Source organism: Pseudomonas guariconensis, assembly GCF_040822035.1.
GTDB classification, from domain to species: Bacteria; Pseudomonadota; Gammaproteobacteria; order Pseudomonadales; family Pseudomonadaceae; genus Aquipseudomonas; species Aquipseudomonas guariconensis.
This window is the reverse complement of sequence record NZ_CP162012.1, coordinates 4,195,434-4,217,888: the sequence shown is the minus strand read 5'-3', so window position 1 is coordinate 4,217,888 and position 22,455 is coordinate 4,195,434. Positions and strand designations below refer to the sequence as shown.

16 protein-coding genes are annotated in these 22,455 nt (G+C 61.4%); 6 read left to right on the top strand and 10 right to left on the bottom strand.

Annotated features, from left to right (window positions below; all coding sequences use genetic code 11):
* Positions 1–28: 28 nt before the first annotated feature.
* Positions 29–427, bottom strand: a complete 399-nt coding sequence (locus AB1N67_RS19510) for a protease inhibitor I42 family protein (protein ID WP_043206480.1) — start codon at positions 425–427, stop codon at positions 29–31.
* A 125-nt stretch (positions 428–552) separates the two neighbouring features.
* Here AB1N67_RS19510 and AB1N67_RS19505 point away from each other — a divergent pair, with 125 nt between their 5' ends.
* From AB1N67_RS19505 to AB1N67_RS19495, 3 genes are all read left to right on the top strand, one after another.
* The gene (locus tag AB1N67_RS19505; RefSeq protein ID WP_043206481.1) at positions 553–1,713 is read left to right on the top strand and encodes an alpha-xenorhabdolysin family binary toxin subunit A; all 1,161 of its coding nucleotides are present in this window, start codon (positions 553–555) and stop codon (positions 1,711–1,713) included.
* 20 nt (positions 1,714–1,733) lie between these two features.
* Positions 1,734–2,732, top strand: a complete 999-nt coding sequence (locus AB1N67_RS19500; protein WP_043206482.1) for an alpha-xenorhabdolysin family binary toxin subunit B — start codon at positions 1,734–1,736, stop codon at positions 2,730–2,732.
* Positions 2,733–2,796: 64 nt separating this feature from the next.
* Positions 2,797–3,735: a hypothetical protein gene (locus AB1N67_RS19495; RefSeq protein ID WP_102081815.1), complete on the top strand. Its 939-nt coding sequence runs from the start codon at positions 2,797–2,799 to the stop codon at positions 3,733–3,735.
* Positions 3,736–3,766: 31 nt separating this feature from the next.
* Here the strand turns inward: AB1N67_RS19495 and lon are convergent, their stop codons facing one another.
* The 4 genes from lon to AB1N67_RS19475 all read right to left on the bottom strand — a co-directional run bounded on the left by lon (position 3,767) and on the right by AB1N67_RS19475 (position 12,448).
* On the bottom strand, positions 3,767–6,190 hold the full coding sequence (lon, locus tag AB1N67_RS19490) for an endopeptidase La (protein ID WP_043206485.1): 2,424 nt from the start codon (positions 6,188–6,190) through the stop codon (positions 3,767–3,769).
* A gap of 134 nt (positions 6,191–6,324) precedes the next feature.
* Positions 6,325–8,736 (bottom strand): glucose/quinate/shikimate family membrane-bound PQQ-dependent dehydrogenase, encoded by a 2,412-nt coding sequence (locus AB1N67_RS19485; RefSeq protein WP_102081816.1) that lies wholly within the window; start codon positions 8,734–8,736, stop codon positions 6,325–6,327.
* Between the two features lie 30 nt (positions 8,737–8,766).
* On the bottom strand, positions 8,767–10,113 hold the full coding sequence (locus tag AB1N67_RS19480) for a carbohydrate porin (protein ID WP_102081817.1): 1,347 nt from the start codon (positions 10,111–10,113) through the stop codon (positions 8,767–8,769).
* A 295-nt stretch (positions 10,114–10,408) separates the two neighbouring features.
* Positions 10,409–12,448 carry a TonB-dependent receptor gene (locus tag AB1N67_RS19475; RefSeq protein WP_102081818.1) on the bottom strand — a complete coding sequence of 680 codons (2,040 nt, stop codon included), beginning with the start codon at positions 12,446–12,448 and terminating at the stop codon, positions 10,409–10,411.
* 177 nt (positions 12,449–12,625) lie between these two features.
* Here AB1N67_RS19475 and AB1N67_RS19470 point away from each other — a divergent pair, with 177 nt between their 5' ends.
* Complete coding sequence (locus tag AB1N67_RS19470) at positions 12,626–12,847, top strand: VF530 family DNA-binding protein (RefSeq protein ID WP_043206489.1); 222 nt, start codon at positions 12,626–12,628, stop codon at positions 12,845–12,847.
* The gene (locus AB1N67_RS19465; RefSeq protein WP_043206490.1) at positions 12,847–13,488 is read left to right on the top strand and encodes a Pr6Pr family membrane protein; all 642 of its coding nucleotides are present in this window, start codon (positions 12,847–12,849) and stop codon (positions 13,486–13,488) included. The genes AB1N67_RS19470 and AB1N67_RS19465 overlap by 1 nt, the downstream gene beginning before the upstream one ends.
* 150 nt (positions 13,489–13,638) lie before the next feature.
* Here AB1N67_RS19465 and AB1N67_RS19460 read toward each other — a convergent pair whose 3' ends face one another.
* The 3 genes from AB1N67_RS19460 to AB1N67_RS19450 form a co-directional block, all read right to left on the bottom strand.
* Positions 13,639–14,400, bottom strand: a complete 762-nt coding sequence (locus tag AB1N67_RS19460; RefSeq protein WP_043206491.1) for a siderophore-interacting protein — start codon at positions 14,398–14,400, stop codon at positions 13,639–13,641.
* Complete coding sequence (locus AB1N67_RS19455; protein WP_102081819.1) at positions 14,397–14,939, bottom strand: PadR family transcriptional regulator; 543 nt, start codon at positions 14,937–14,939, stop codon at positions 14,397–14,399. The genes AB1N67_RS19460 and AB1N67_RS19455 overlap by 4 nt, the downstream gene beginning before the upstream one ends.
* A 113-nt stretch (positions 14,940–15,052) precedes the next feature.
* A complete protein-coding gene (locus tag AB1N67_RS19450) occupies positions 15,053–18,166 on the bottom strand; it encodes a biosynthetic peptidoglycan transglycosylase (RefSeq protein WP_102081820.1) in 3,114 nt (1,037 codons plus the stop codon).
* 418 nt (positions 18,167–18,584) lie between these two features.
* On the opposite strand from AB1N67_RS19450, the gene AB1N67_RS19445 reads away from it, so the two are divergent.
* Complete coding sequence (locus AB1N67_RS19445) at positions 18,585–20,003, top strand: amino acid permease (protein WP_090345020.1); 1,419 nt, start codon at positions 18,585–18,587, stop codon at positions 20,001–20,003.
* 52 nt (positions 20,004–20,055) lie between these two features.
* On the opposite strand, the gene AB1N67_RS19440 is transcribed toward AB1N67_RS19445, so the two are convergent.
* Both AB1N67_RS19440 and AB1N67_RS19435 read right to left on the bottom strand, forming a co-directional pair.
* The gene (locus AB1N67_RS19440; protein WP_206605128.1) at positions 20,056–20,643 is read right to left on the bottom strand and encodes a YkgB family protein; all 588 of its coding nucleotides are present in this window, start codon (positions 20,641–20,643) and stop codon (positions 20,056–20,058) included.
* A 113-nt stretch (positions 20,644–20,756) separates the two neighbouring features.
* A complete protein-coding gene (locus tag AB1N67_RS19435; RefSeq protein ID WP_043206495.1) occupies positions 20,757–22,376 on the bottom strand; it encodes an FMN-binding glutamate synthase family protein in 1,620 nt (539 codons plus the stop codon).
* Between the last annotated feature and the right edge of the window lie 79 nt (positions 22,377–22,455).

The window sequence follows — 22,455 nt, the reverse complement described above, 5'->3', positions numbered from 1 at the left end:
ACCGTTTGCGCATCGCCTCTGGGCAGGTTCAGTCGACCGTCACGGCGCAGTCGAAGGTCTGTGCAGGGCGCACTTCGGGTGCCCAGGGTTGCTGATACACCAGAATGAGATGGCTCACGCCTTGGCCCTGGGCCTGGAAGCGCCACAAGGACTGGCCTGCACTGCCCACCACACCTGTGTCTTCTGGATCGCTATACACCTCAGGGCCCAGGCTGCGCAGGATGTTGGCCGCCGGGTGTTGAACCAGCCAGCGGTAACCGGTGCTGGGATTGCTGGGCAAACGCAAGGTCAATGTTTGTCCGGGCACCAGGGTGATTGGGCATTCACTGGCTTTTTCCAGAACGATAGGTTCAGGGGAGGACGGGGTTTGGCTGCAGGCGCTCAACAGCCCGAAGGCCAGGGGAAACAGTGCAAGGCGAGATCTCATGAAGTCTCCTGTCTGAATATACCAATAGATCTTGTAGGAGGAACGATTGCCATCTGATGACTCATCGGGGCGAGTCATAACTTTGTACCACCAAACCAGCCCGGTTTGGGTACAAGGAGAAATGTATGAGTTTCCAAAGAGCCAGCTATGAAACGCTGGCAAATGAGGCGGCCAGCCAACCTGTAGCAATGGTTACAGCAATGGCCGAGCGCGACGGTAGTAATGAGGGCGGCCTGACACTCAGCCGCGAGCACATCGTCACCATCAACCAATATGCCAATTTTGTTTTTGGTTTGCCCAAGACCCCACAAACCGTTGAGCAATGGCTGGGCTACAAGACCATCGATGAGCCTGAGCTGAAGCCCTCGGCCATGTCCAGCCTGTTTGAGGGGCTGCGTCGTCATGCCAACGCCTGGACAACACTGTCAGATCGCAGCAAGCGGCTCTCGAGCGAACTGGCAACCACCGCCAACTTGATCGATGTCGTTGGCGAGGAAATTGTTGCAGAGTGCAGTCGCCTGAGATTTCTGAAACCGCAAATGACCTGGGAGCAAGTGGCGCTCGCGAGGCCGGTCAAACTGGGCGCCGAGGACCAGAAAGCCGTCACGCAACTGGTCGAGTACATGCAAATCCTCAACGACGATGTCAGGAACTATGCCAAGCGTGTAGACGGTGTAAAGAAAGACAGCGAAGCCTTCAGGGACACCGTTAAAAAGGAGTTGCTGCCTGCAGTCGGCAACAAGGACAAGGCGCTAAAACGCAAGAAACAAGACGGGCTGGTTGAAGCGTTGCGCACTGAACTCAAAGCCCTCGACGTCGAGATCGGCGAACTTAAAAAAGAATACGACAGGTACCTTTCCAACGGACTGAGCAGCCTCGCTGGGGGGCCGCTTGGGGCTATTGTCGGCGGTGCGATCTATGGCGCCAAAGCAGAATCTGCGCGTAAGCAACGTAAAAAGTTAGAACAACAGCGCAGGGGGGTCGCAGCGAAACTGAAGGCCCGTGTGAATCTGGAAGGCCGGCTCAAGGAAATGACCCAGTTTGTGGATGATCTGGACGTGCGTCTTAACGATGTCCTGACCTCAGCCTCCCATTTGCAGACGGTCTGGGAGCGTGTCGAGGTCTACATCACCAGCTCCATCGAAGAGCTCGGAAAGATCACAGATGGCCAGCGGCTGGCGATCTTTCTGATCTTTTTCAAACGATTCCTCCGGCAGTGGAAGGAAATCGAGCGCACTTCGCTGCAACTGACAGCGGTTTTCGACAATGCCGCATCGGCACGCTAATTCATTAAAGGACTATTACCATGAATGCCAAGGTTTCTTATCTGTCGCCTGCCAGCCAGCAACCCGTACTGGACGACATTCTCTCGACGACCCGTGTTTTCCTGCTTGAGTGGCAGCAGGGCAACCTGAAGCCCTTGCCGACGTTGTATGAATCGATTGAGCGACATGCCAAGTTTCTGGACAGCATTACCAAGCGAATGGCAACTCAAGCCCTGCGGATGGAGGCAGAGCTGCATGCAAGCGGGTTAGAGGATATCGTCGATGCGCTTGAGGACATCGGCGAAGACCCTGAGCTTCTGTTCATTGCCCAGGAAACTATCAATAAAGTGCTGTCGAATCTGACGATTCAAATCAGTGGCGTAAAGAATGCCTCTACGGAGTTGTCGGCTTTGTCTGCCCCCAACGCCTCCCGCGACGAAGCCCGTTTATTCAGGCAGCAGATGGAACTGGAAACGACCAGTGTCGCCTTGAAAGCCGAAATAGACGCCGAGTCGTCCAAGATCGAGGCACTGCATACCGCCCTCAAAGCGCTGGAAGCTATCGATATCGAGGTCAAGTTCGACGGCCTGATTCCCACGCCCGAGCAATTGGCTGCGCTGGCAGTGCCCGGTGGGCAGATCGCCTTACTGAGTGAGGCCGCAGCCCAGGCCCTGAAAAACCTGGAGAAAACGCTTGGACAGTTGTCTGCCGACCTCAATTACAGCCGACTGCAGGCACAGCGTCGGCAATTGACACTCGGACTCAGAACGCTGCAGCGGGACCTTGCCGCCAATAGCCGAACCCTGGCGACATGCCGTCAACAGCTCAAGGCGCTGGAAAATGTGCCTAGGCTCGTCGCGCAACGTAAGGCCTGCCTGATTGCCTTGAATGCGCTGAGCATGGCGTTGGGGAGTTTCTACAACCTGCTGAAGAACGCCAAGTACAAGGGAATCGAAGACCTGCGTGCTATCGATGCGTTTTTGAAGACGCTCCTGGCTTATCAGCGCAGCATGATCAAGCAGATCAGCAATGCATTTTGATTCGTGATCGATAGCCTGACTGCCATTCATCAGAGCGGCGGTCAGGCTTACGGAGTTAATGCTCATGGAACAAAGGATGCTGATGCCGATGGGGAGCGCTGCACGGGCGATGGAAGTGCGAGTGGCAGCGCTCTTCAAACAGGCGCGAAGCGGCGTGGGTGATCTAAAAGCCTCTGTTGCGCAGCTGGATGCCTATGTCCGCAGGGTTCACGATTTACCTCAAGGACGATTGGCGCGTTGGGTGAGCTATTCGTATGTCTCTGAGCCAGTCCTGACTATTGGTAATTTGGAACGGCTGATCGCTAGGCTGTCCTACAGGAGTGGTTTTTGGTGGTCCTTGCGTGAGCGTGGAAGTGCGCTGAGTCAGGCATTGGTCGGGCATACCCAAACGGTCACGCAGCGGAGTGCAGAAATACAGAACATTGCGTCTCGGCTCGAGATGGCGAACGGTCATGCAGATAGATGGGAGGCGTTGTCTCGCGAAAAGGATTTGGCACTCAGTCCCAGGGATTTGACGCGTGTGGAAACAATGGTTGCATACGTGGTCAGTCTTCGGAGGGAGGTCGAGGCCTTTGACATCCATCTCACTGAATACATGTCAGGTATCGAGGACTTTCGCGAAACGCACCGGCGTGAATTACAACCCGACCTGGATAGGGTGATCAAAGCGCTTGATACGGTTGAGGTGCGCAAGTGCACGCTGAGATTCGAGCCGTTTTGGACAAACTGTCGGAAAGCGACTTTTGAAGAAGAAGATCGCGAGCAGCTTAGGGCTTTGTTTGGCGTGCGTGATCTACAGCTGGCTGGCGTGCATGGCAATATTGAAAAACTTCATACGGCTTGGCAAGCGATAGGCACGTATGTCGAAAGTGCACACAATCATTTGAGCAAAGTGAAACGCCAGCGAGAGCTGGCGCTTTTCATGGTGTACTTCAAAATATTCTTGGGACAGTGGAAACAGGTTGCCGTGCACGCGCAGCGATTGCGTGAGGCTTTTGCCTGAAAAACAGAGGGGCCGTGGCCCCTCTGTTCAATCAAGCGAACAACACTTTCGCCACGTCGGCATAGCGCTTGGCGAAATGCACAGTCAGCCCTTCACGTAGATAGTCCGGCAGCTCTTCGAAGTCGCCGCGGTTGGCCTCTGGCAGGATCAGTTCGAAGATCTTCTGTCGCCGTGCGGCGATTACCTTCTCACGGACCCCACCAATCGGTAGCACCTGCCCGGTGAGTGTCAGTTCACCGGTCATGGCCACGCCTTTTTTCGGCGCCTGGTCCCGGGCGAGCGACAACAGGGCGCTTGCCATGGTGATGCCGGCGCTCGGCCCATCCTTGGGCGTGGCGCCCTCGGGTACGTGCAAGTGAATGAAGGCTTCGTTGAAAAAGCTCGGGTCGCCACCGTACTGCTTCAGGTTCGAGCTTACATAGCTGTAAGCGATCTCGGCCGATTCCTTCATCACATCGCCCAGCTTGCCGGTGAGCTTGAAGCCACGGTTGAGGGTATGGATACGGGTGGCTTCGATCGGCAAGGTGGCCCCGCCCATGCTGGTCCAGGCAAGGCCGGTGATCACGCCCTTGCCAGCGAGCACCTGCTCGCTGCGGAACACCGGCATACCGAGTGCCGCTTCCAAGTCCTTGGTGCCGATCTTGAGCTTGGCCTGCGGCGTCTCGAGCAGCTTGACCACTGCCTTGCGCACCAGTTTGCCCAGCTGTTTTTCCAGTTGGCGCACACCGGCCTCGCGTGCATACCCCTCGATCACCATGCGCAGAGCGCTGTCGCTGATGCTCAGGCTGGATTTGGCGACTCCGGCTTTGGCCAGTTGCTTGGGCCATAGATGGCGCTTGGCGATCGCCAGTTTCTCTTCGGTGATGTAGCCGGAGAGGCGGATCACTTCCATGCGGTCGAGCAGTGGGCCGGGGATCGAGTCCAAGGTGTTGGCGGTGCAAACGAACAGCACTTTGGACAAGTCCAGGCGCAGGTCCAGGTAATGGTCGAGGAAGTCGACGTTCTGTTCGGGGTCGAGTGTTTCGAGCAGCGCCGAGGCCGGGTCGCCTTGGTAGCTCTGGCCCATCTTGTCGATCTCGTCGAGCATGATCACCGGGTTCATCACCTCGACGTCCTTCAGGGCCTGCACCAGCTTGCCCGGCTGGGCGCCGATATAGGTGCGTCGGTGGCCCTTGATCTCCGCCTCGTCGCGCATGCCGCCGACGCTGAAGCGGAAGAACGGCCGGCCGAGGCTTTCGGCGATGGACTTGCCGATACTGGTCTTGCCCACCCCGGGCGGGCCGACCAGCAGGACAATGGAGCCGCTGATTTCGCCTTTCCAGGCCCCAACGGCAAGGAACTCCAGGATCCGATCCTTGATGTCGTCCAGCCCGGCGTGATGCTGGTCGAGGACTTTGCGCGCATGGGTGAGGTCAAGCTTGTCTTGGCCGTAAACGCCCCAGGGCAGTGCGGTGGCCCAGTCCAGATAGTTGCGGGTGACGGCGTATTCCGGCGAACCGGTCTCGAGGATCGACAGCTTGTTCATTTCCTCGTCGATGCGCTTTTTCGCCTGCTCCGGCAGGGTCTTGCCTTCCAGGCGCTGCTGGAACTGCTCCAGGTCGGCGCTACGGTCGTCTTTGGTCAGGCCCAACTCCTGCTGGATGACTTTGAGCTGTTCCTTGAGGAAGAACTCGCGCTGGTGTTCGCCAATCTGCCGGTTGACCTCGGCGGAGATCTCGTTTTGCAGACGCGCAACCTCGACCTCCTTGCGCAGCATCGGCAGGACTTTTTCCATGCGCTTGAGCATTGGCACACAGTCGAGCACTTCCTGCAGCTGCGCGCCGGTAGCCGAGGTCAGCGCGGCGGCGAAATCGGTCAAGGGCGATGGGTCGTTTGGGCTGAAGCGGTTGAGGTAGTTCTTCAGCTCTTCGCTGTACAACGGATTGAGCGGCAACAGCTCCTTGATCGCATTGATCAGGGCCATGCCATAGGCCTTCACCTCGTCGGTGGGTTCGGCGGGTTGATGCGGGTAGTCCACTTCCACCAAGTAGGGCGGGCGATGGTGCTTGAGCCAGGTCCGGATGCGCACCCGGGTCAGGCCCTGGGCGACGAACTGCAGCTTGCCGTTCTCGCGGCTGGCGTGGTGGACCTTGACCAAGGTGCCGTACTGCGGCAGGGACGAGGTGTCGAAATGACGATGGTCTTCTGGCGGCTCGTCCAGGAAGAACAGGGCCAGGGAGTGGTGCGGGGTCTTGGCGACCAGATCCAGGGTTTCTGCCCAAGGTTCTTCATTGACGATCACCGGCAGGACCTGGGCCGGGAAGAACGGGCGGTTGTGGATCGGGATCACATAGACCTTGTCCGGCAGTTGTTGGCCGGGCAGGGCAAGGTGGTGGCCGGGGGTGGCCTTGGCGTGGAGATGTTCGACTGTCTCGTGTTCGTCTGGATGGTCCGGTAGATCTTGCTGGTCGCTCATGGGGCACCTGCGCAAATGACTATGGTGCTTAGATGGGGCGGGGGGGGATGGGTTTCAAGCTTTGAGCTTCGAGCTGCAAGCTGCAAGAAAAAAGCGGGGCCTCGTAGGCCCCGCTTTCTTTTGTCGCTTGCCGCTTAGTCGGCGAGCTTGTAGGCGATGATGTAGTCGCCCATCTTGGTGCCCAGCGAGCCGTGGCCGCCGGCGGTGACCAGCACGTACTGCTTGCCATCCTTGCCGGTGTAGGTCATTGGCGTGGCTTGGCCACCCGCTGGCAGGCGGGCTTTCCACAGCTCCTTGCCGTTGTGCACGTCATAAGCGCGCAGGTACTGGTCCAGGGTGCCGCTGAGGAAGCCTACGCCACCTGCGGTGACGATCGAGCCACCCATGCTCGGTACGCCGACCGGCAGGCCGATCGGTATTGGAGTGCTGTCGCGGGTGGTGCCGTTCTTGTGCTTCCAGATCACTTTGTTGGTGAACAGGTCGATCGCCGCGACGTAACCCCAGGCCGGCGCCTGGCACGGTACGCCCAAAGGCGACATGAACGGATGCATGATCACCGCGTAGGGCGCACCGGTGTTCGGTTGCACGCCGCTGGTCTCGCTCTCGCGCTTGCTGCCGGCGGCAACTTGCTCGCGGGGCACCATCTTCGAGACGAACGCCATGTAGTTTGGCGAGGTGAACAGCACCTGGCGAACTGGGTCGACCGACACGCTACCCCAGTTGAACACGCCAACGTTGCCTGGGTAGACCAGCGAGCCCTGCTCGGACGGCGGGGTGTACTGGCCCTCGTAGCGCAGGCTGCGGAACTGGATACGGCAGAGCATCTGATCGAACGGCGTTGCGCCCCACATGGCCTTTTCGGTCAGCTCGGGGCCGAGCAGGTTGAGGTCCGAACGTGCCTGGGTCGGTGCGGTGTGATCGCCTTTGACGGCGCCTTGGGGGACTGGAATCTCACGGATCGGCACGATCGGCGTGCCGTCGCGACGGTCTAGCACATACAGGCTGCCTTGCTTGGTCGGCACGATGACCGCGGGCTTGATGCCATCGTCGGTTTTCAGGTGCACCAGGGTCGGCTGGCTGCCCACGTCCATATCCCACAGGTCGTGGTGGGTGAACTGGTAGTTCCAGCGCACTTTACCGGTGGCCAGGTCCAGGGCGACGATACCGGCGCTGTACTTCTCGGCGCCTGGGGTACGGTCGGCGCCCCACTGGTCGGGGGTCTGGTTGCCCAGCGGCAGGTAGATCATCCCCAGGTCTTCGTCGACGCTGGCGATCGACCACATGTTGGCCGAGTTGCGGCTGTAGGTCTGGCCGGCGGCGAGTGGCTTGGTGTCCTCTGGGTTGTTGCTGTCCCAGTTCCACACCAGGTGGCCGTCGTGCACGTCGTACGCGCGGATCACGCCGGACGGCTCATTGGTCGACTCGTTGTCGGTGACGTGACCGCCAATGATCACCAGCTCGCGGGTGACCGCCGCTGGCGAGGTGGAGTAGTACCCGCCGGCGGTGAAGGGCCCAAGGCCGGTGGTCAGGTCGATCACGCCCTGGTTGGCGAAGCCTTCGCAGACCTTGCCATTGTCGGCGTTGATGGCGATCAGGCGGGCGTCGGCGGTCGGCAGGTACAGGCGGCGCGGGCAGGTCTGGGCCACGATCTGGCCTGCGTCGGAGATCTTTGGCGCAGGCTTGCCGTCGCGGCTGACGTAGCGGTTTTCGTCATAGTACGAAACGCCGCGGCAGGTCATGTGGGCAAAGCCCTTGAGCGAGCCGGTAGGGCTCTTGATCTGCGGGTCGAAGCGCCAGATCTCGGCACCGGTGTCCGGATCCAAGGCCAGCAGCTTGCTGTGAGCGGTGCACGCATAGAGCATGCCGTTGACCTTCAGCGGCGTGTTCTGGTTGGTCAGCTCTACCGGATCGTCATCGGTCGGTAGGTCACCGGTGCGGATGCGCCAGGCTTCTTCCAGTCGGTAGGCATTCTGCGGGGTGATCTGGCGCAGCGGCGAGTAGCGGTCGCCGTGTTCTGTACGGCCGTAGGCCTGCCATTCGCCGTCCGGCATGTCGGGGGCTGCGCTGCCCATTTCGCTGTTGTCGCGATTGAGCGTGCCGAAGGTCTCGCCCGGGTGTGTGAACTGGCTGCCCAGGGCGCTGGCGCCGGCGGCGACCACCGCGACGCTGAGCAGCGCGGTGTTGATTTTCGATGACGGGCCGATCAGGGGACGACGTGCCCACGGCAGCAGCAGGACGACCCCGACGGCGAACCAGATCGCCAGACGTGGCACCAGTTGCCACCAGTCCAGGCCGACTTCCCACAGTGCCCAGATCGTGCTGCCCAACAGCACCAAGCCATACAGGCCCAAAGCGATACGGCGCATGGCCAGCAGGAGGATGCCGGACAGGGCAAAGCCAATGCCGGCGATAAGGTAGTACAGGGATCCTCCCAGCTGGCTCAGCTTGATGCCGCCTGCCAGCAGGGCCAGGCCCATCAGCAACAGCAGCACGCCCAGAAGGCGCGGTAGCCAGCGGGTTCCATTCTTGGCACCGTCAGTGCTCATCGTATGTTCTCCGTAGGTCGAAGGGGTGGGTTAGAAACTGCTCTGAATTTTCAGGCCGCCGATCAGGGCGGCGTCGACCTGCGACACACCGCCTGGATGGCGGATGTATTGCAGGTTGGGTCGTACGGTGAGCCAATCGGCCAGGTGAATGCCGTAGTAGAGCTCGGCGCTGTATTCGGTGTCTTGGACGGGCAGGTAGCCAGGGTTGTCGTAATCGTCCAGGCCGGCGGCCTGGTTGATGAGGCGGGCATTCTTGCGATAGCCGGGATTGACGTGCACGCGGGCGAGGGCGAAACCGATGTCGTCCTTGGCGCGGGCATCGAAGGGCCCTTTGTACACCACACCTGCCTGAACATAGTTGTCGATGGCATTGGTCTTCTTGTCGTGCATCGTGGCATTGGCGAACAGGCTCAAGCCGCGGGAGTGGTCCGAGGCCAGCGACGTCACTTGCTGCTGGGCTCCGAGCCAGAAGCCATGCTTGCTCGAGCTGCTGCGATAGGCCTGGCCGCTCAAGGCAGCCGGCTGGCCGTTGCTGTCCTTCAGAACATCCTGTGCCTTGGCATTACTGTAGTAGTAGCCAGCGCGATATTCCCCTTCAAAGCCATTGACCCGCGGGCTCCACACCAGTTCGATCGGCATGACCGCGCCCTGGGTACCGCTGCCGCTGAGCTTGAAGCCGTTACCGCTTTCAAGGTTCGAGGGGTTCTGTTCGAAGACGCCGACCTGGGCGTACAGCGAGTCGTTGAGGTTGTAGCGAACGCGCAGGGCCCACTGGCTGACGGGCCAGTTGTACCAGATGCCACCCACCCAGTTGCCCACCTGGGAGCCGCAGAAGGCCAGGTTCTGGAAGTCGCAAGGGAAGCTGTTGAAGTCCTCGCCTTCACCGAAGCGCCCGAATTTCACATCCAGGGCGCCATCGAAGTACTTCTGCTTGATCCACATCTGCGTCAGCCGCCAGGACTGGCCGCGGCCCCAGACTTCCTGGGCCGAGGTGAAGCCGCCGACCCGGGGGTCGTTGATCCGGTCGTTGCTGATGTTCTGGCCATGGCGTTCGGTGATCGCCAGCTTGAACTCGGCATCCTGCCAGCCAAGGATCTTTTCCAGATCAAGGTGGCTGGCGAAGGTGAACTGGTCGCTGTAGCGCGCGGTACGGTCGTGGTCATAGCCGCCGTGCAGGTTGCTGCCCATCTCGCCGGTGTAGCCGAGGGTGAAGTCGTAGCCTTTTTCCAGCAATTCGGTGCGGGTGCCACCCCAGTCGCCAAGCATCCACGGGGAGTCGCTGGCGAACAGCTCATGGGCTGCGCTGGTGGACGACAACCCGCCCAGAACAGTGGCGAGGGCGAAGCTGGAAAAACGGGTTTTGGGCAGTTGGAGCATGAGATAGCGCTATCTTTTGATTATTGAAAAAACGGCAAGCGCATCGAAGGGCGGGCCCTTCAATGGAGATGGCTGCAAGGTTCGTGGATGAAGCGTTTCAGCGTGCGGCGTGGAGGATATAGGGGAAGTTGTAAGAAAAAAAGACAAATTGTCGCAGCGGATTGTTGCTCAGAGAGTAATAGTTGGGGCAGTTGGGCAGCCTTTTGTAGGCTTCGCCAGCTCCCGCGCCACTGAGGGAACTGGCTTGTCCTGGCTCCGGACCATCGCGATTGGGCCCATGGCGCCGCCAGAATGCTTAGAACGAGGTGCGCAATCCCACCTGTACACTGCGTCCAGGCGCTGGTGCGATGTCTCGCAGGATCGAACTGGCATAGCGCACGGTCTGGTCGGTCAGGTTTTCTCCGCGCACGAATACCAGCCAGTCGCTCTGACCGATATCGAAGCGGTAGCCCAGACTGGCGCCGAGGGTGGTGTAGCCGTCGGTACTGGTCTCGTTGGCGGGTTTGCGGTGCTGCGAGGCCGCGTGCTGCACGTCGACCCGCGCTTGCCAGCGATCCCGTTCCCAGAGCAAACCGCTGTTCAGGCGTAGCGGCGCGATACGCGGCAGAGGCTCACCGCTGTCAAGATTCTTGGCGCGGGTGTAATCGCCTGAGAGCTCCAGTGCGAAGCTGCCGTAGCGGTTTTCGGCCAACTGCCAGCGGTCTTGGGCTTCGATGCCATAGAACCGGGCGCGCACGCCTTGGTACAGGTATTCGGGCAGTTCGCCATGGTCGTGATCGTGATCGTGATCATCATGATCGTGGTGGTGGCCTTCGCGCAGGTTGCCGGTGCCGATCAGGCCGATGTAGTTGCGAAAATGGCTGTAGAACACGCCCACGCTGCCCTTGTGGGTGCCATTGTCGAAGCGCAGGGCCAGGTCGGTGGAAACGGCTTTTTCCTTGTTCAGGTTCGGGTCGCCCACTTCGAAGGCGCCCGTGGCTACGTGTGCGCCGTTGGCGTACAACTCGTAGAAGGTCGGGGCGCGCTCGGTGTAGGCGAGGTTCGCGGCCAGCGACCAGACCGGGTCGAGTTGGTACACCGCGCCGGACGAGAGACTTGCGGAAGTGAAGCTTTCCGAGTTGTCGGCACTGGCAAAGGTGGCGTTGCCCTTGGCATCCGGATCGATGCGGGTGTGTTCCAGACGCGCGCCGAGGCTCAGGTTCAAGCGCTCGCTGGTCTGCCATTGTTCGAGCATGAACAGCGCCAGGCTGTCGGTGTCGGTGTGGGGGACGAACGCTTCCTCGCCCAGGGCGGAGAATTCGTTGCGGCTGATTTGCGCGCCCAGGACGCCCTCGACGGGGCCGAAGGGCTGGTGGCGTGCTTCGACCCGCGCCTCGTAGCCTTTGTTCTTGAACGTGGTGTGAACTTCGCCGCTTTCGATCTCGCGGTGCTGGTAATCGGTGTAGCCCGCATCGACTTTGATCGAGCTGAACGGGCCTTCGAGGTCGCGCAGCTCGCTGGCAAAACCATAGTGATCTTGCTGCATGTCCAGGCGGACCCCGGGCTCTGCGACCGAGCCGTAGTTACTGTCGTAGCGACTGTAAGAAAGGCCGGTGTAGCCCCGGTCCCAATGGTACGCACCGCCGATGGCGCCGCCATCCTGGCGTCCGTCGCTATTTTCCAGTCGATGACGGCTGCCGGGCTCATCGCTGTCGCGCACTTTCGAACTGCGGGCATAGCCTGGGATACGCAGGTCGTTGAACTGGCGGCTGTTGGCGTCCAGGTGCAAGGCGAAAGCCCCATTGCCGGCCTCCAGCTTGCCGGCGCTGCTGCGGGTGGTGTCGGCGCCGCCGTAGCGCAGCTCGCCGGCGCCGTGGATCCCCTCGATGGGCGAGTCGGGAATGCGGTTGTCGAAGGTGTTGACCACACCGCCGATGGCATTGCCGCCATAGAGCAGGGCGGCCGGGCCGCGGACGATTTCGATGCGTTCGACGTTGACCGGATCCAGCGGGACGGCGTGGTCATAGGACAGCGATGAAGCATCCAGTGCGCCCACGCCGTTGCGCAGGATGCGGATCCGGTCGCCATCCAGGCCGCGGATCACCGGGCGACTAGCGCCGGGGCCGAACCAGGTCGAAGCGACGCCGGGCTGTTTGTTGAGGGTCTCGCCCAGGCTGCCTTGCTGTTGATGCAGCAGGTCGTCGCCTTGTAGCACCGTGTTGGGCGCGGCGAATTGGCGATTGCCCAAGGGGTTGGCTGTGATGACCTGAGGTTCTAGTTCCACGGCCTGGCTGGGCATGGAGGCCAGCCAGAGGGCGACAGCGAGGGGGGAGAGGCGCAGAGACATGTGACGCATGGGGGTGTGACGTTCCTTGGCAGAGAGCTTTATTGTTACAATATAACATCTCTATTGCAGCACAAGGGTTCACGCTTTGGCCAGTGCTTCGTGCAAATGCGACTCGCAACGCCGAATCAGCGCCGCCTGTCACTACACTCGTGTAAGGTGCGCATCTTTACCCGCGGGAGCACAGGCATGAGCACGGCCCAACACAACGCGCTGCACGGCAAGACGCTGGAGCAGATCCTCACCGAGCTGGTGGCCCACTACCAATGGCAAGGCCTGGCCGAGCGCATCGACATTCGTTGCTTCAAGAGCAACCCGACCATCAAGTCGAGCCTGACCTTCCTGCGCAAGACGCCCTGGGCGCGGGAGAAGGTCGAGCAGCTCTACGTGAAACTCCAGCGGGCTGGCTGATGCCGCGTCATCCCTGGCTGACTTTCGCCGCGTGGCTCGGCTGGACGGGCCTGGCGATACAGGTCTACCTGGTGCTGTGGGCCCGCTGGGAGGAGCAGGCTAGCCTGATCGGCGGTCTGGTGAATGTGTTTGGTTACTTCACGGTGCTGACCAATACCCTGGTCGCGACAGTGCTTAGCTATGCGGCGTTTGGCCGGGCGTCGAGTGCGCAGCGGTTCTTCCTTTCGCCCGTGGTGGGTTCCGGCATCACCGCGAGCATCGTGCTGGTCGCGCTCGCCTATAGCGTGCTGCTGCGCCATCTGTGGCAACCCCAGGGCTGGCAATGGGTGGCCGATGAATTGCTGCACGATGTGATGCCGCTGGTATGCGTGCTGTATTGGTGGCGTGAGGTGCCCAAGGGCAGCTTGCGGCTGTGGCACTTGGCGGCGTGGACCCTGTACCCAGCAATGTATTTTGCCTATGCCTTGTGGCGGGGGCGGGAAATCGGCGTTTATGCGTACCCGTTCATCGATGTCGCGACTCTTGGCTATGGGCAGGTGCTGCTCAATGCCTTGGGCGTGCTTGTGGGATTCTGGGGGATCGGGTTGGTGTTGGTCGGGGTGGATCGCTGGCGGGGGCGTCGGTTGACGCAGGCCTATTGAGGCAGTGTCGGCCCGTTCGCGCGTAACCCTGCTCCCACAGGTACAGCGGTGTTCCCTATAGCACCGAAGTACCTGCGCAACCGGGTTTACCTGCGAAGAGGACGCTACAGAGCAAGCCAGTTGTACCTGCAATGCATGAGCTGCAGAACATCATTCGTCATCGACACTGCCGTCCTGGCGCCAGTAGGCCGCAGCTTTCAGCGCATCGTCCTTCACACCTTTTTCCAGCAGCAATGCCTTGGCCTGGCGGGTCAGGGTCTTTTCCAACGCAACCCAGGCGTACAGCGCACCGGGCGGCAGCGCCAGTTGCTCGAGCATGGCCAACAGGTCGTCCTGGTGGCGATGCACCCAGATCACCTCGACGTGCGCCTTGCTCGGCAATGGCTGCTGCTCCTGCTCGTCTTCGATCTGGATCAGCGCCAGCACCCGGCGGCCAGCAGGCAATTCTTCGAGACGTCGACCGATGGCGGGGATCGCGGTTTCGTCGCCAATCAGCAGGTAGCTGTCGAATAGGTCCGGCACCACCATCGAGGCGCGTGGGCCGGCGATGTCCAGGGTTTGGCCCGGTGCAGCCTGCGCCGCCCAGGTGGACGCCGGGCCATCGCCGTGCAGCACGAAATCGATATCCAATTCATTGGCCACCAGGTCGATGCGTCGGGGCGTGTACTCGCGCATGGTCGGACGAGCGCCACCATCGCGACCGAGATTGCGGGCGTCGATGGCCTGTTGCTCTTCGGGGGAGAGGGCGAACAGCAGCTTGATGTGATCATCGCTGCCCATGCTGGTGAAGCCTTGCAGTTCTGGGCCGCCCAAGGTGATGCGGCGCATGCGCGGGGTCAGGTCGGTGACCCGCAGCACCTGCAGGCGGCGTTGGCGGATTTCATGGTTGACGCGATGGATGGTATCGCTCATGGGGAGTTCTCCGTAACAGCCTCGGTGGGGCCTGAGGCGATGGCCTTGGCAGTGTCGTTGAGCAGGGTGCGTACCCGCTCGATCTCCTCGAGCGTCCAGCGACCGCTATGCATGTGCAGGGCGTGACGCAGGTTACCGACTGCTTCGTGGATCTCTGGCGGGCGATCGTGCCCACGCAGGGCGCGTTTGCTGACTTCGATGCGCATACGCACGCCATCGAGCGCCACCGCCTGCTCGGCCAAGGCCTCACGCCCCGCTTCGGTGATGACGTAGAGGCGCTTGCTGCCCTGGACCTGGCCGGTGATCAGCTCGGCTTCTTCGAGAAAATTCAGGGTCGGGTAGATGACCCCCGGGCTTGGGGTATAGCTGCCGTCGAACAGGCTTTCGATCTGGCGGATCAGGTCATAACCGTGACCGGGCTGCTCGGCCAGCATCGACAGCATCAACAGCTTCAGATCGCCAGGGGCGAAGACCCGCGGGCCACGCTCGCCCCGGGCGGGGCGGCGTTCGAAGGGGTCGTGTGGGACGTGGTCGCGCATGGAGAGACGGCTCCGTGTGTTTCGATATATCGAAAGATATTACTCAAGATATATCTAAACACAAGCGCCAAAATGCGGATGATTCTTATCTGTATTTTCGATGAGTCGTTGCATCACGGCGTATGCATCGCCACCTCCGGGGCCTTGCATTCGGTGGCGCTGCCCGGCTCCAGATACGGCATGAGAATCGGCGCCATCCCCTTGAGCACCTGCACCGGCAAGGCCGAGGTAAATGTGAACGCCTCGGCCGAACGCCCCGGGACGAAGGCGGTCAGGGTGCCGAAGTGGTTCTCGCCGAGGAAGAACACGAACGTGGCGGTACGGTTGAGCGAGCGCGAACCGATCAGGCGGCCCCCAGCACCGAAGCTTTCGATGCGGTTGTCGCCGGTGCCGGTCTTGCCGCCCATCACCAGCGACGTGCCGTCATGCAGCTTGAAGCTGCCGGAGATCCGCCGCGCTGTGCCGGCATCCACCACCTGCGACATCGCGCCCTTCAGGGCCCTGGCCACTTCCACGGGAAGGATCCGCTGGCCGCGGTCCGGGTCGCTGATCAGCTTGGTTTCGTAGGGGGTGTTGGCGGCAAAGTGCAGGGTGTCGATGCGCAAGGTCGGCAGGCGAACGCCGTCGTTCTGGATGATCCCGACCAGCTCGGAGAGTGCGGCCGGGCGATCACCGGAACTGCCAATGGCGGTGGCCAGCGACGGCACCAGATGATCGAACGGATAGCCCACGCGCTTCCAGCGTTGGTGAATATCCAGGAAGGCTTCGATCTCGACCATGGTCCGGATGCGGCTGTCGCGGGCGCCCTGATGGCGGCTCTTGAACAGCCAGCTGTAGACCTCCTGGCGCTCGAATCGGCTGGCGTTGACCATCTCGGTGAGCGAGGCACCGGGGTTCTTGAGCAGATAGCCCAGCAGCCACAGGTCCAACGGGTGCACTTTGGCGATGTAGCCCTGATCGGGCAGGTCGTACTTGCCGGGCCCATAGGCCTCGTACATCTCCGACAGACGACCATCGGTGAGCTTGGCCAGGGCCTTCTTGTCGTTGGCGCTATGGGCGCGGACGAAGGCGTTGAAGGTTTCCTGTCCGGCCTCCGGGAACAGGTAGCGGTGCACGGCGGCCAGGCGCTGCGGGGTGACGCGCATGCTGTCGAGGAAGGTGTCCAGGCGCTGCTGGGAGGTCTTGCGCTGGTACTTTTTCCAGAACCGCATCAGGTAGTTGGTGCCTTCTTTGTCGGCAAAACGCGCCAGGTATTCCTGGCGCCGTGGGTCGGAATCGTCCTTGAGCAGCGGCTCGCGGTTGAACGGCTGCTGATAGGTGACATAGCGCACCAAGTCGCGCATCAGGCGGATGAACGGCAGGTTGATCGACTCGCGCAGGGCGATCTTGAGGGTCGGGTTTCGGCTGTTGTCTTCCTTGCGGAAGTTGTTGAACACGTGCATGCCGCCGCCGGTGAAGAAGGCTTCGCCGGTGTTGGCCGAGTACTTGCGCTCCAGTGCTGCGTCGAGCATGGCATCCAGGCTCTGGTCCTTGGGGTTCTGCATCAGCCATTCGAGCGACCATTGAGTGATGCGGTCGAGCTCGGCCACCGGGACCTTCTTGAGCTCCGCGGCAGGCTTGCCGGCGTACTTGTCGTGGAGTTCGGCGATGATTTCCAGGTAGGTGGTCAGTACCCGCAGCTTGGCTGTGGAGCCCAACTCCAGCTTGCTGCCTTCGTTGATATCGAAGGGCTGGTCGGTGCTGTCGGTCTGCACCCGTACCCGCGAGCCATCGGCGGTGCGCTCGAACAAGGTGAAGCTGTAGCGCACCTGGTCGGTGGTTTTGGTCGTGAGCAGGCGTTCGCCAATCAGGCCCATCTGGGCAGCGAACTCAGGGTCGGAAAGGTTTTTCAGGTACTGGCTGACCTGCATCTGCAAGTCGGCCTGCAAGGTGCTGGTGGCCGAGACGTCGAGACGGTCGAGGTCGTAAAGCGGCCGGTTGAGCATGGCTGCCAGGCGGTTGCGGGCCAGGCTGATACCCTTGTTGGTAATGATCGGCACGATGGTCGGCTGGGCCACCCAGTCGCGGTACACCGCCTTGCTGGCCAAGGCGGCATCGGCCAGGGGACGGTCGATCACACCATTGGCGGCGAGCACGCGAATGTGCGCGTCAGTGAGCTCGGCCAGCTCCACCCGGCCCTTGGTCAGGTAATGGGAGGGCCGGCGCTGGGCGATCATCAACGACAGTACCTGGCGCAAGGCCAGGCCGCGCGCTGCCATGGAGTCCGGGTCGGTGGCGGTACCGGCCAGCGCCTGGTTGACCTGGTCGAAATCGGCGCCATACCAGACCCGCAGCCCTTCGGCCATGCCGTGAACCTCACCGTGGCCCGGCACCGCCGACAGCGGCACGCTGTTGAGGTAGTCGCGCACGATGCGTTCACGCGCCACCGTGGTATCCGGCCCGCCTTGGTAGGCGCGCACGCTGGCGGAAATCATCTGGCGGATCTTCTCGGAGCCGGACACGGTCAAGCCGTCGGGGGAGTGGCGATACTTTTCCAACTGCGTGGCCAAGGTACTGCCGCCAGCCGACTGGCCGGGCAGGGCAAGGTACTTGGCCACCTGGCTGTAGGCGGCCTTGGCAAAGCGCGGCCAGTCCACCGCCGGGTTATTGCGTGGGTCTTGCGGGTCGAGCAGGTCGCGGTTTTCGATGAACAGCAGGCTTTTGACGATGATCGGCGGGATCGAGGCGAAATCCGGGTACAGGTGCTGCGGGTAGTTGTAGTGGTACAGATCCTGGCCGCGGCAGTCGGTAATCGACAGGCCGGCCTGGATCTTCTCCACGTAGGGAACGAACAGGCCGTGCTCAACGTAGTTCATCAGCGCCGGCGAGAAGCGCACTTGCTGGCTGATCAGGTAGTCGCGCTTGAGCAGTCGTGGCAGGAACTCGCCCAGTGCGCTGTAGCCCAGACGCTTGTCGAACGGGCCGTCGCCCGGGTAGATGATCGCATCGCTCGGGCCAGGCTCCAGGGAGTAGGTGAGGGTGCCGGCCAGACGGCTGAATTCCCTGGATTGCAGCTTGGAGGTGCGCATTTCGTCGTAGGCGGCGAAGCCGATGACGATGGCAGCGAGCAGCACGATGAGCCGCCACCATAGGCGACGCTGGCGGGGAGTCTTTGGTAGTGGCGCTTCAGCCGGAGAGGTTTCGGGTGCTTCCGTTCTGGTTGGTTCCGATTGCCACAGTGCGCCCATAGTCTTCAATCCGGCCAGGTACTTTTCGTCTTGCTTGTCTGAAGCTTAGACGTTAGGCGGGGTTGGTGAAAAAATTGTAAGAAGCCTCGCAAGCTGGAGTCGGAATATCCGCCTTTGGTGCAGCTTCCATTCTGCGGCAATGTTGCTATGGTAGCCGCCCCATTCTCCTCGAGAGGGGGGCGAGAGGGATTTCTCTCTTCCGCGAAAGGGATTTTGGTCCAGAACTCTCTCCAAATTTCCCTGTTTATATAGTGAAAAGCCCTGCGGGCGGATTCCTATACTGCTCGACCCCTTCGTCCGCCGGATTCGGTGGACAGGCGGGCCCACAAGGCTCACTTGGCAAGACGACGCCACGCCCATCGGCTTGGCCGGCGCTGCACGAAGGTCATATCCAATAACAAAATGAGGTTGTATTGCTATGCCAGTCGGCAACCACCCTGCCCATGGTGAGACCGCCCAGGGCGGCCCACTCAAGCGCGAGCTGGGCGAACGGCACATCCGTCTGATGGCGCTGGGCGCCTGTATCGGTGTAGGCCTGTTCCTCGGTTCGGCCAAGGCCATCGAAATGGCCGGTCCTGCGATCATGCTTTCCTACATCATCGGTGGCCTGGCCATCCTGGTGATCATGCGCGCGCTCGGCGAAATGGCCGTTCACAACCCTGTCGCCGGCTCCTTCAGTCGCTATGCCCAGGATTACCTCGGCCCGCTGGCGGGCTTCTTGACCGGCTGGAACTACTGGTTCCTGTGGCTGGTAACCTGCGTGGCGGAAATCACGGCCGTGGCCATTTACATGGGCATCTGGTTCCCTGACGTACCCCGCTGGATCTGGGCCTTGGCAGCACTGGGCAGCATGGGGGCGATCAACCTGATCGCGGTCAAGGCGTTCGGCGAGTTCGAGTTCTGGTTTGCCCTGATCAAGATCGTCACGATCGTTGCCATGGTCCTGGGCGGCATCGGCATCATCGCCTTCGGCTTCGGCAACGATGGCGTGGCGATGGGCATCTCCAACCTGTGGAGCAACGGCGGCTTCATGCCCAACGGTGTGACCGGCGTGCTGATGTCGCTGCAGATGGTCATGTTCGCCTACCTGGGCGTCGAGATGATCGGCCTGACTGCCGGTGAAGCACGCAACCCGCAAAAGACCATTCCCCAAGCCATCGGCTCGGTGTTCTGGCGCATCCTGCTGTTCTATGTGGGCGCATTGTTCGTGATCCTGTCGATCTACCCGTGGAACGAAATCGGCAGCCAAGGCAGCCCGTTCGTGATGACCTTCGAGCGTCTGGGCATCAAGACTGCCGCTGGCATCATCAACTTCGTGGTGATCACTGCGGCGTTGTCCTCCTGTAACGGCGGCATCTTCAGCACTGGGCGCATGCTCTACAGCCTGGCGCAAAATGGTCAGGCTCCTGCGGCTTTCGCCCGTACCTCCAAGAGCGGCGTGCCGCGTAATGCGCTGCTGTTGTCGATCGGCGCGTTGCTGCTGGGCGTGCTGGCCAACTACCTGGTACCTGAGAAGGTGTTCGTCTGGGTGACTTCGATCGCCACCTTCGGTGCGATCTGGACCTGGGTGATGATCCTGCTGGCCCAGCTCAAGTTCCGCGCCGGTCTCTCCACCGCTGAGCGTCAGGGTCTGAAGTACCGCATGTGGCTGTGGCCGCTGAGCTCCTACCTGGCCTTGGCCTTCCTGGTGCTGGTGGTCGGCCTGATGGCCTACTTCGAGGACACTCGCGTGGCCCTGTACATCGGCCCGGCGTTCCTGGTGTTGCTGACAGTGCTGTACTACGCGTTCCGCCTGGCTCCGAAAGAGACGCAGGGCGTGACAAGTACCGCCTCCTGACGAACGAAGCCCCGGCCAGCGCCGGGGCTTTGTTTTTCGACTGTGCTGAGCGTCAATGACCTGTGGAACTGACCGTTGCCCTGTTGCTGGCTGGCAAACGCGCACGCCGCTGACGGCGAAGCAGACCTTCTGCCAATACCATCAGGCTCACGCCCAGCAGCGCCAGATCCTTGATCAGAAAGCTGCCGGCGCGGTTGAGCCAAGGGAAACCACCTGACGCGACCTCCCAGATCGGCACGGCAAGCATGATCGACAGCGTCGTGGCGAAGGTGAGCGCGCAAAGCCCTCCACCGGCAATGGCGGCTTTGGTCGACCATCGGCTGGCCAAGACCAGCACGGCGGCCAATATTTCCACTACCCCCAGCACGTAGGATGTCCCTGCCACGCCAAACACGGCATACAACCAGCTCAGCCAAGGTGTCTGGCTGATGAGCGGTTTGAGGGCTTGTACTTCGATCGATGTGAATTTGAGCAGGCCGATCATCAACATCGGCATGACAACGCCCAGCACGGCGATCTGCCTGGCGAGCGCCAGCAGGCGCTGAGACCTGGAGACCGAGCAGGTTTCTGGAAAGTTTGGATTGTTGGTCGACGACATGATGTGCACTCCTGAATGAGAGGCATCGAGCATGTCGGGCATTGATTAACGACTATTTAATGGGTGGGTAGGAGGCGGCTCGGCGCATTGTAGGACATTGCTCTAAATCACCCGATGTGCCTGGCCCAGCGCAGGCACATCAAATGGCAAGGCCTTCAGGCGGCGACCTCGGTGTGCGGCTCGAAACTGTCTGCCCGGGCCATCTGCCACATGCGCGAATAGAACTGCCCGTTCACCTCGCCGGTGAGCAATTCGCCCGGCTTGAGGAACACATGCATCTGCGAGAACAGTTTGATTTCGGTGGCGGAGATGCGCCGAACCAAGTGCTTGGCCTCCAGTTGCGCCGGATGCTCCAGGCCTGCCGCAGCCAGCATTTCGGCCAACGCGCGCAGCGTGTTGTGGTGGAAGTTGAGTACCCGCTGGGCTTTGTCCGGCACTACCAGGGCACGCTGACGCAGGGCATCCTGGGTGGCCACACCGGTGGGGCATTTGTTGGTGTGGCAGCTCTGGGACTGGATGCAGCCAATGGCGAACATGAAACCTCGGGCCGCATTGGCCCAGTCGGCGCCAATGGCCAGCACGCTGGCGATGTCGAAGGCGCTGACAATCTTGCCGCTGGCGCCGAGCTTGATCTTGTCGCGCAGGTTCAGCCCCACCAACGTGTTGTGCACGAACAGCAAGCCCTCGCGCAGCGGCACGCCCATATGGTCGGTGAACTCCACAGGTGCAGCACCTGTGCCGCCTTCCTTGCCGTCGACGACGATGAAGTCCGGCAGGATGCCGGTCTCGAGCATGGCCTTGGCGATGCCCATGAACTCCCAAGGGTGGCCTAGGCAGAACTTGAAGCCCACCGGCTTGCCGCCGGACAGCTCACGTAAGCGGGCGATGAACTGCATCATCTCGATGGGCGTGGAGAAGGCGCTGTGGCGTGAAGGCGAGATGCAGTCCTCACCCATCAGGACGCCGCGGGTCGCAGCAATCTCTTCGGTGACCTTGTGCTTGGGCAGGATGCCGCCATGGCCGGGCTTGGCGCCCTGGCTCATCTTGATCTCGATCATGCGCACTTGCGGGTTGCGCGCCTGCTCGGCGAAACGTTCGGGGTCGAATCGTCCGTCCGGGGTGCGGCAACCGAAGTAGCCTGAGCCCAGCTCCCAGACCAGGTCGCCGCCATTTTCGCGGTGGTAAGGGCTGATGCTGCCTTCGCCGGTGTCGTGGGCGAAGTTGCCCAGCTTGGCGCCCTGGTTCAGGGCGCGGATGGCGTTGGCGCTGAGCGAGCCGAAGCTCATGGCCGAGATATTGAAGATGGATGCCGAGTACGGCTGGCTGCACTGCGGGCCGCCGACCACCACGCGAAAGCTCGATGGGTCCGCCAAGGGCGCCGGGCGCATGGAATGGCCAATGAATTCGAAGCCCGATTCATAGACGTCGATCAGCGTACCGAAGGGTTTGTCGGACGCTTCGTTCTTGGCGCGGGCGTAGACCAGCGAGCGCTGGGCCCGGGAGAAGGGCAGGGCATCGCTGTCGGCTTCTAGCAGGTACTGGCGGATTTCCGGGCGAATGGCCTCGACCAAGTAGCGGATGTTGCCAAGGATCGGGTAGTTGCGCCGCACCGCGTGGCGCTGCTGCAGCAGGTCGAACAGGCCGATCAGGCTGAGCACGCCGGTGGTCAGGGTGAAGGGCCACAACCATTCGTGGTGCAGGAAGGGCAGGCTGGCCAAGGTGAACAGCACACAGGCGGCGAAAAAGGCATAGCGGCTGAGAAGTGACAGGCTCATACGGGGTCCTTGCGATGGCTCGGTCAGGCTCAGGGGCCTGGGTCAAACCCCGACCTTAGCCCCATTGCGTGGCGTATTG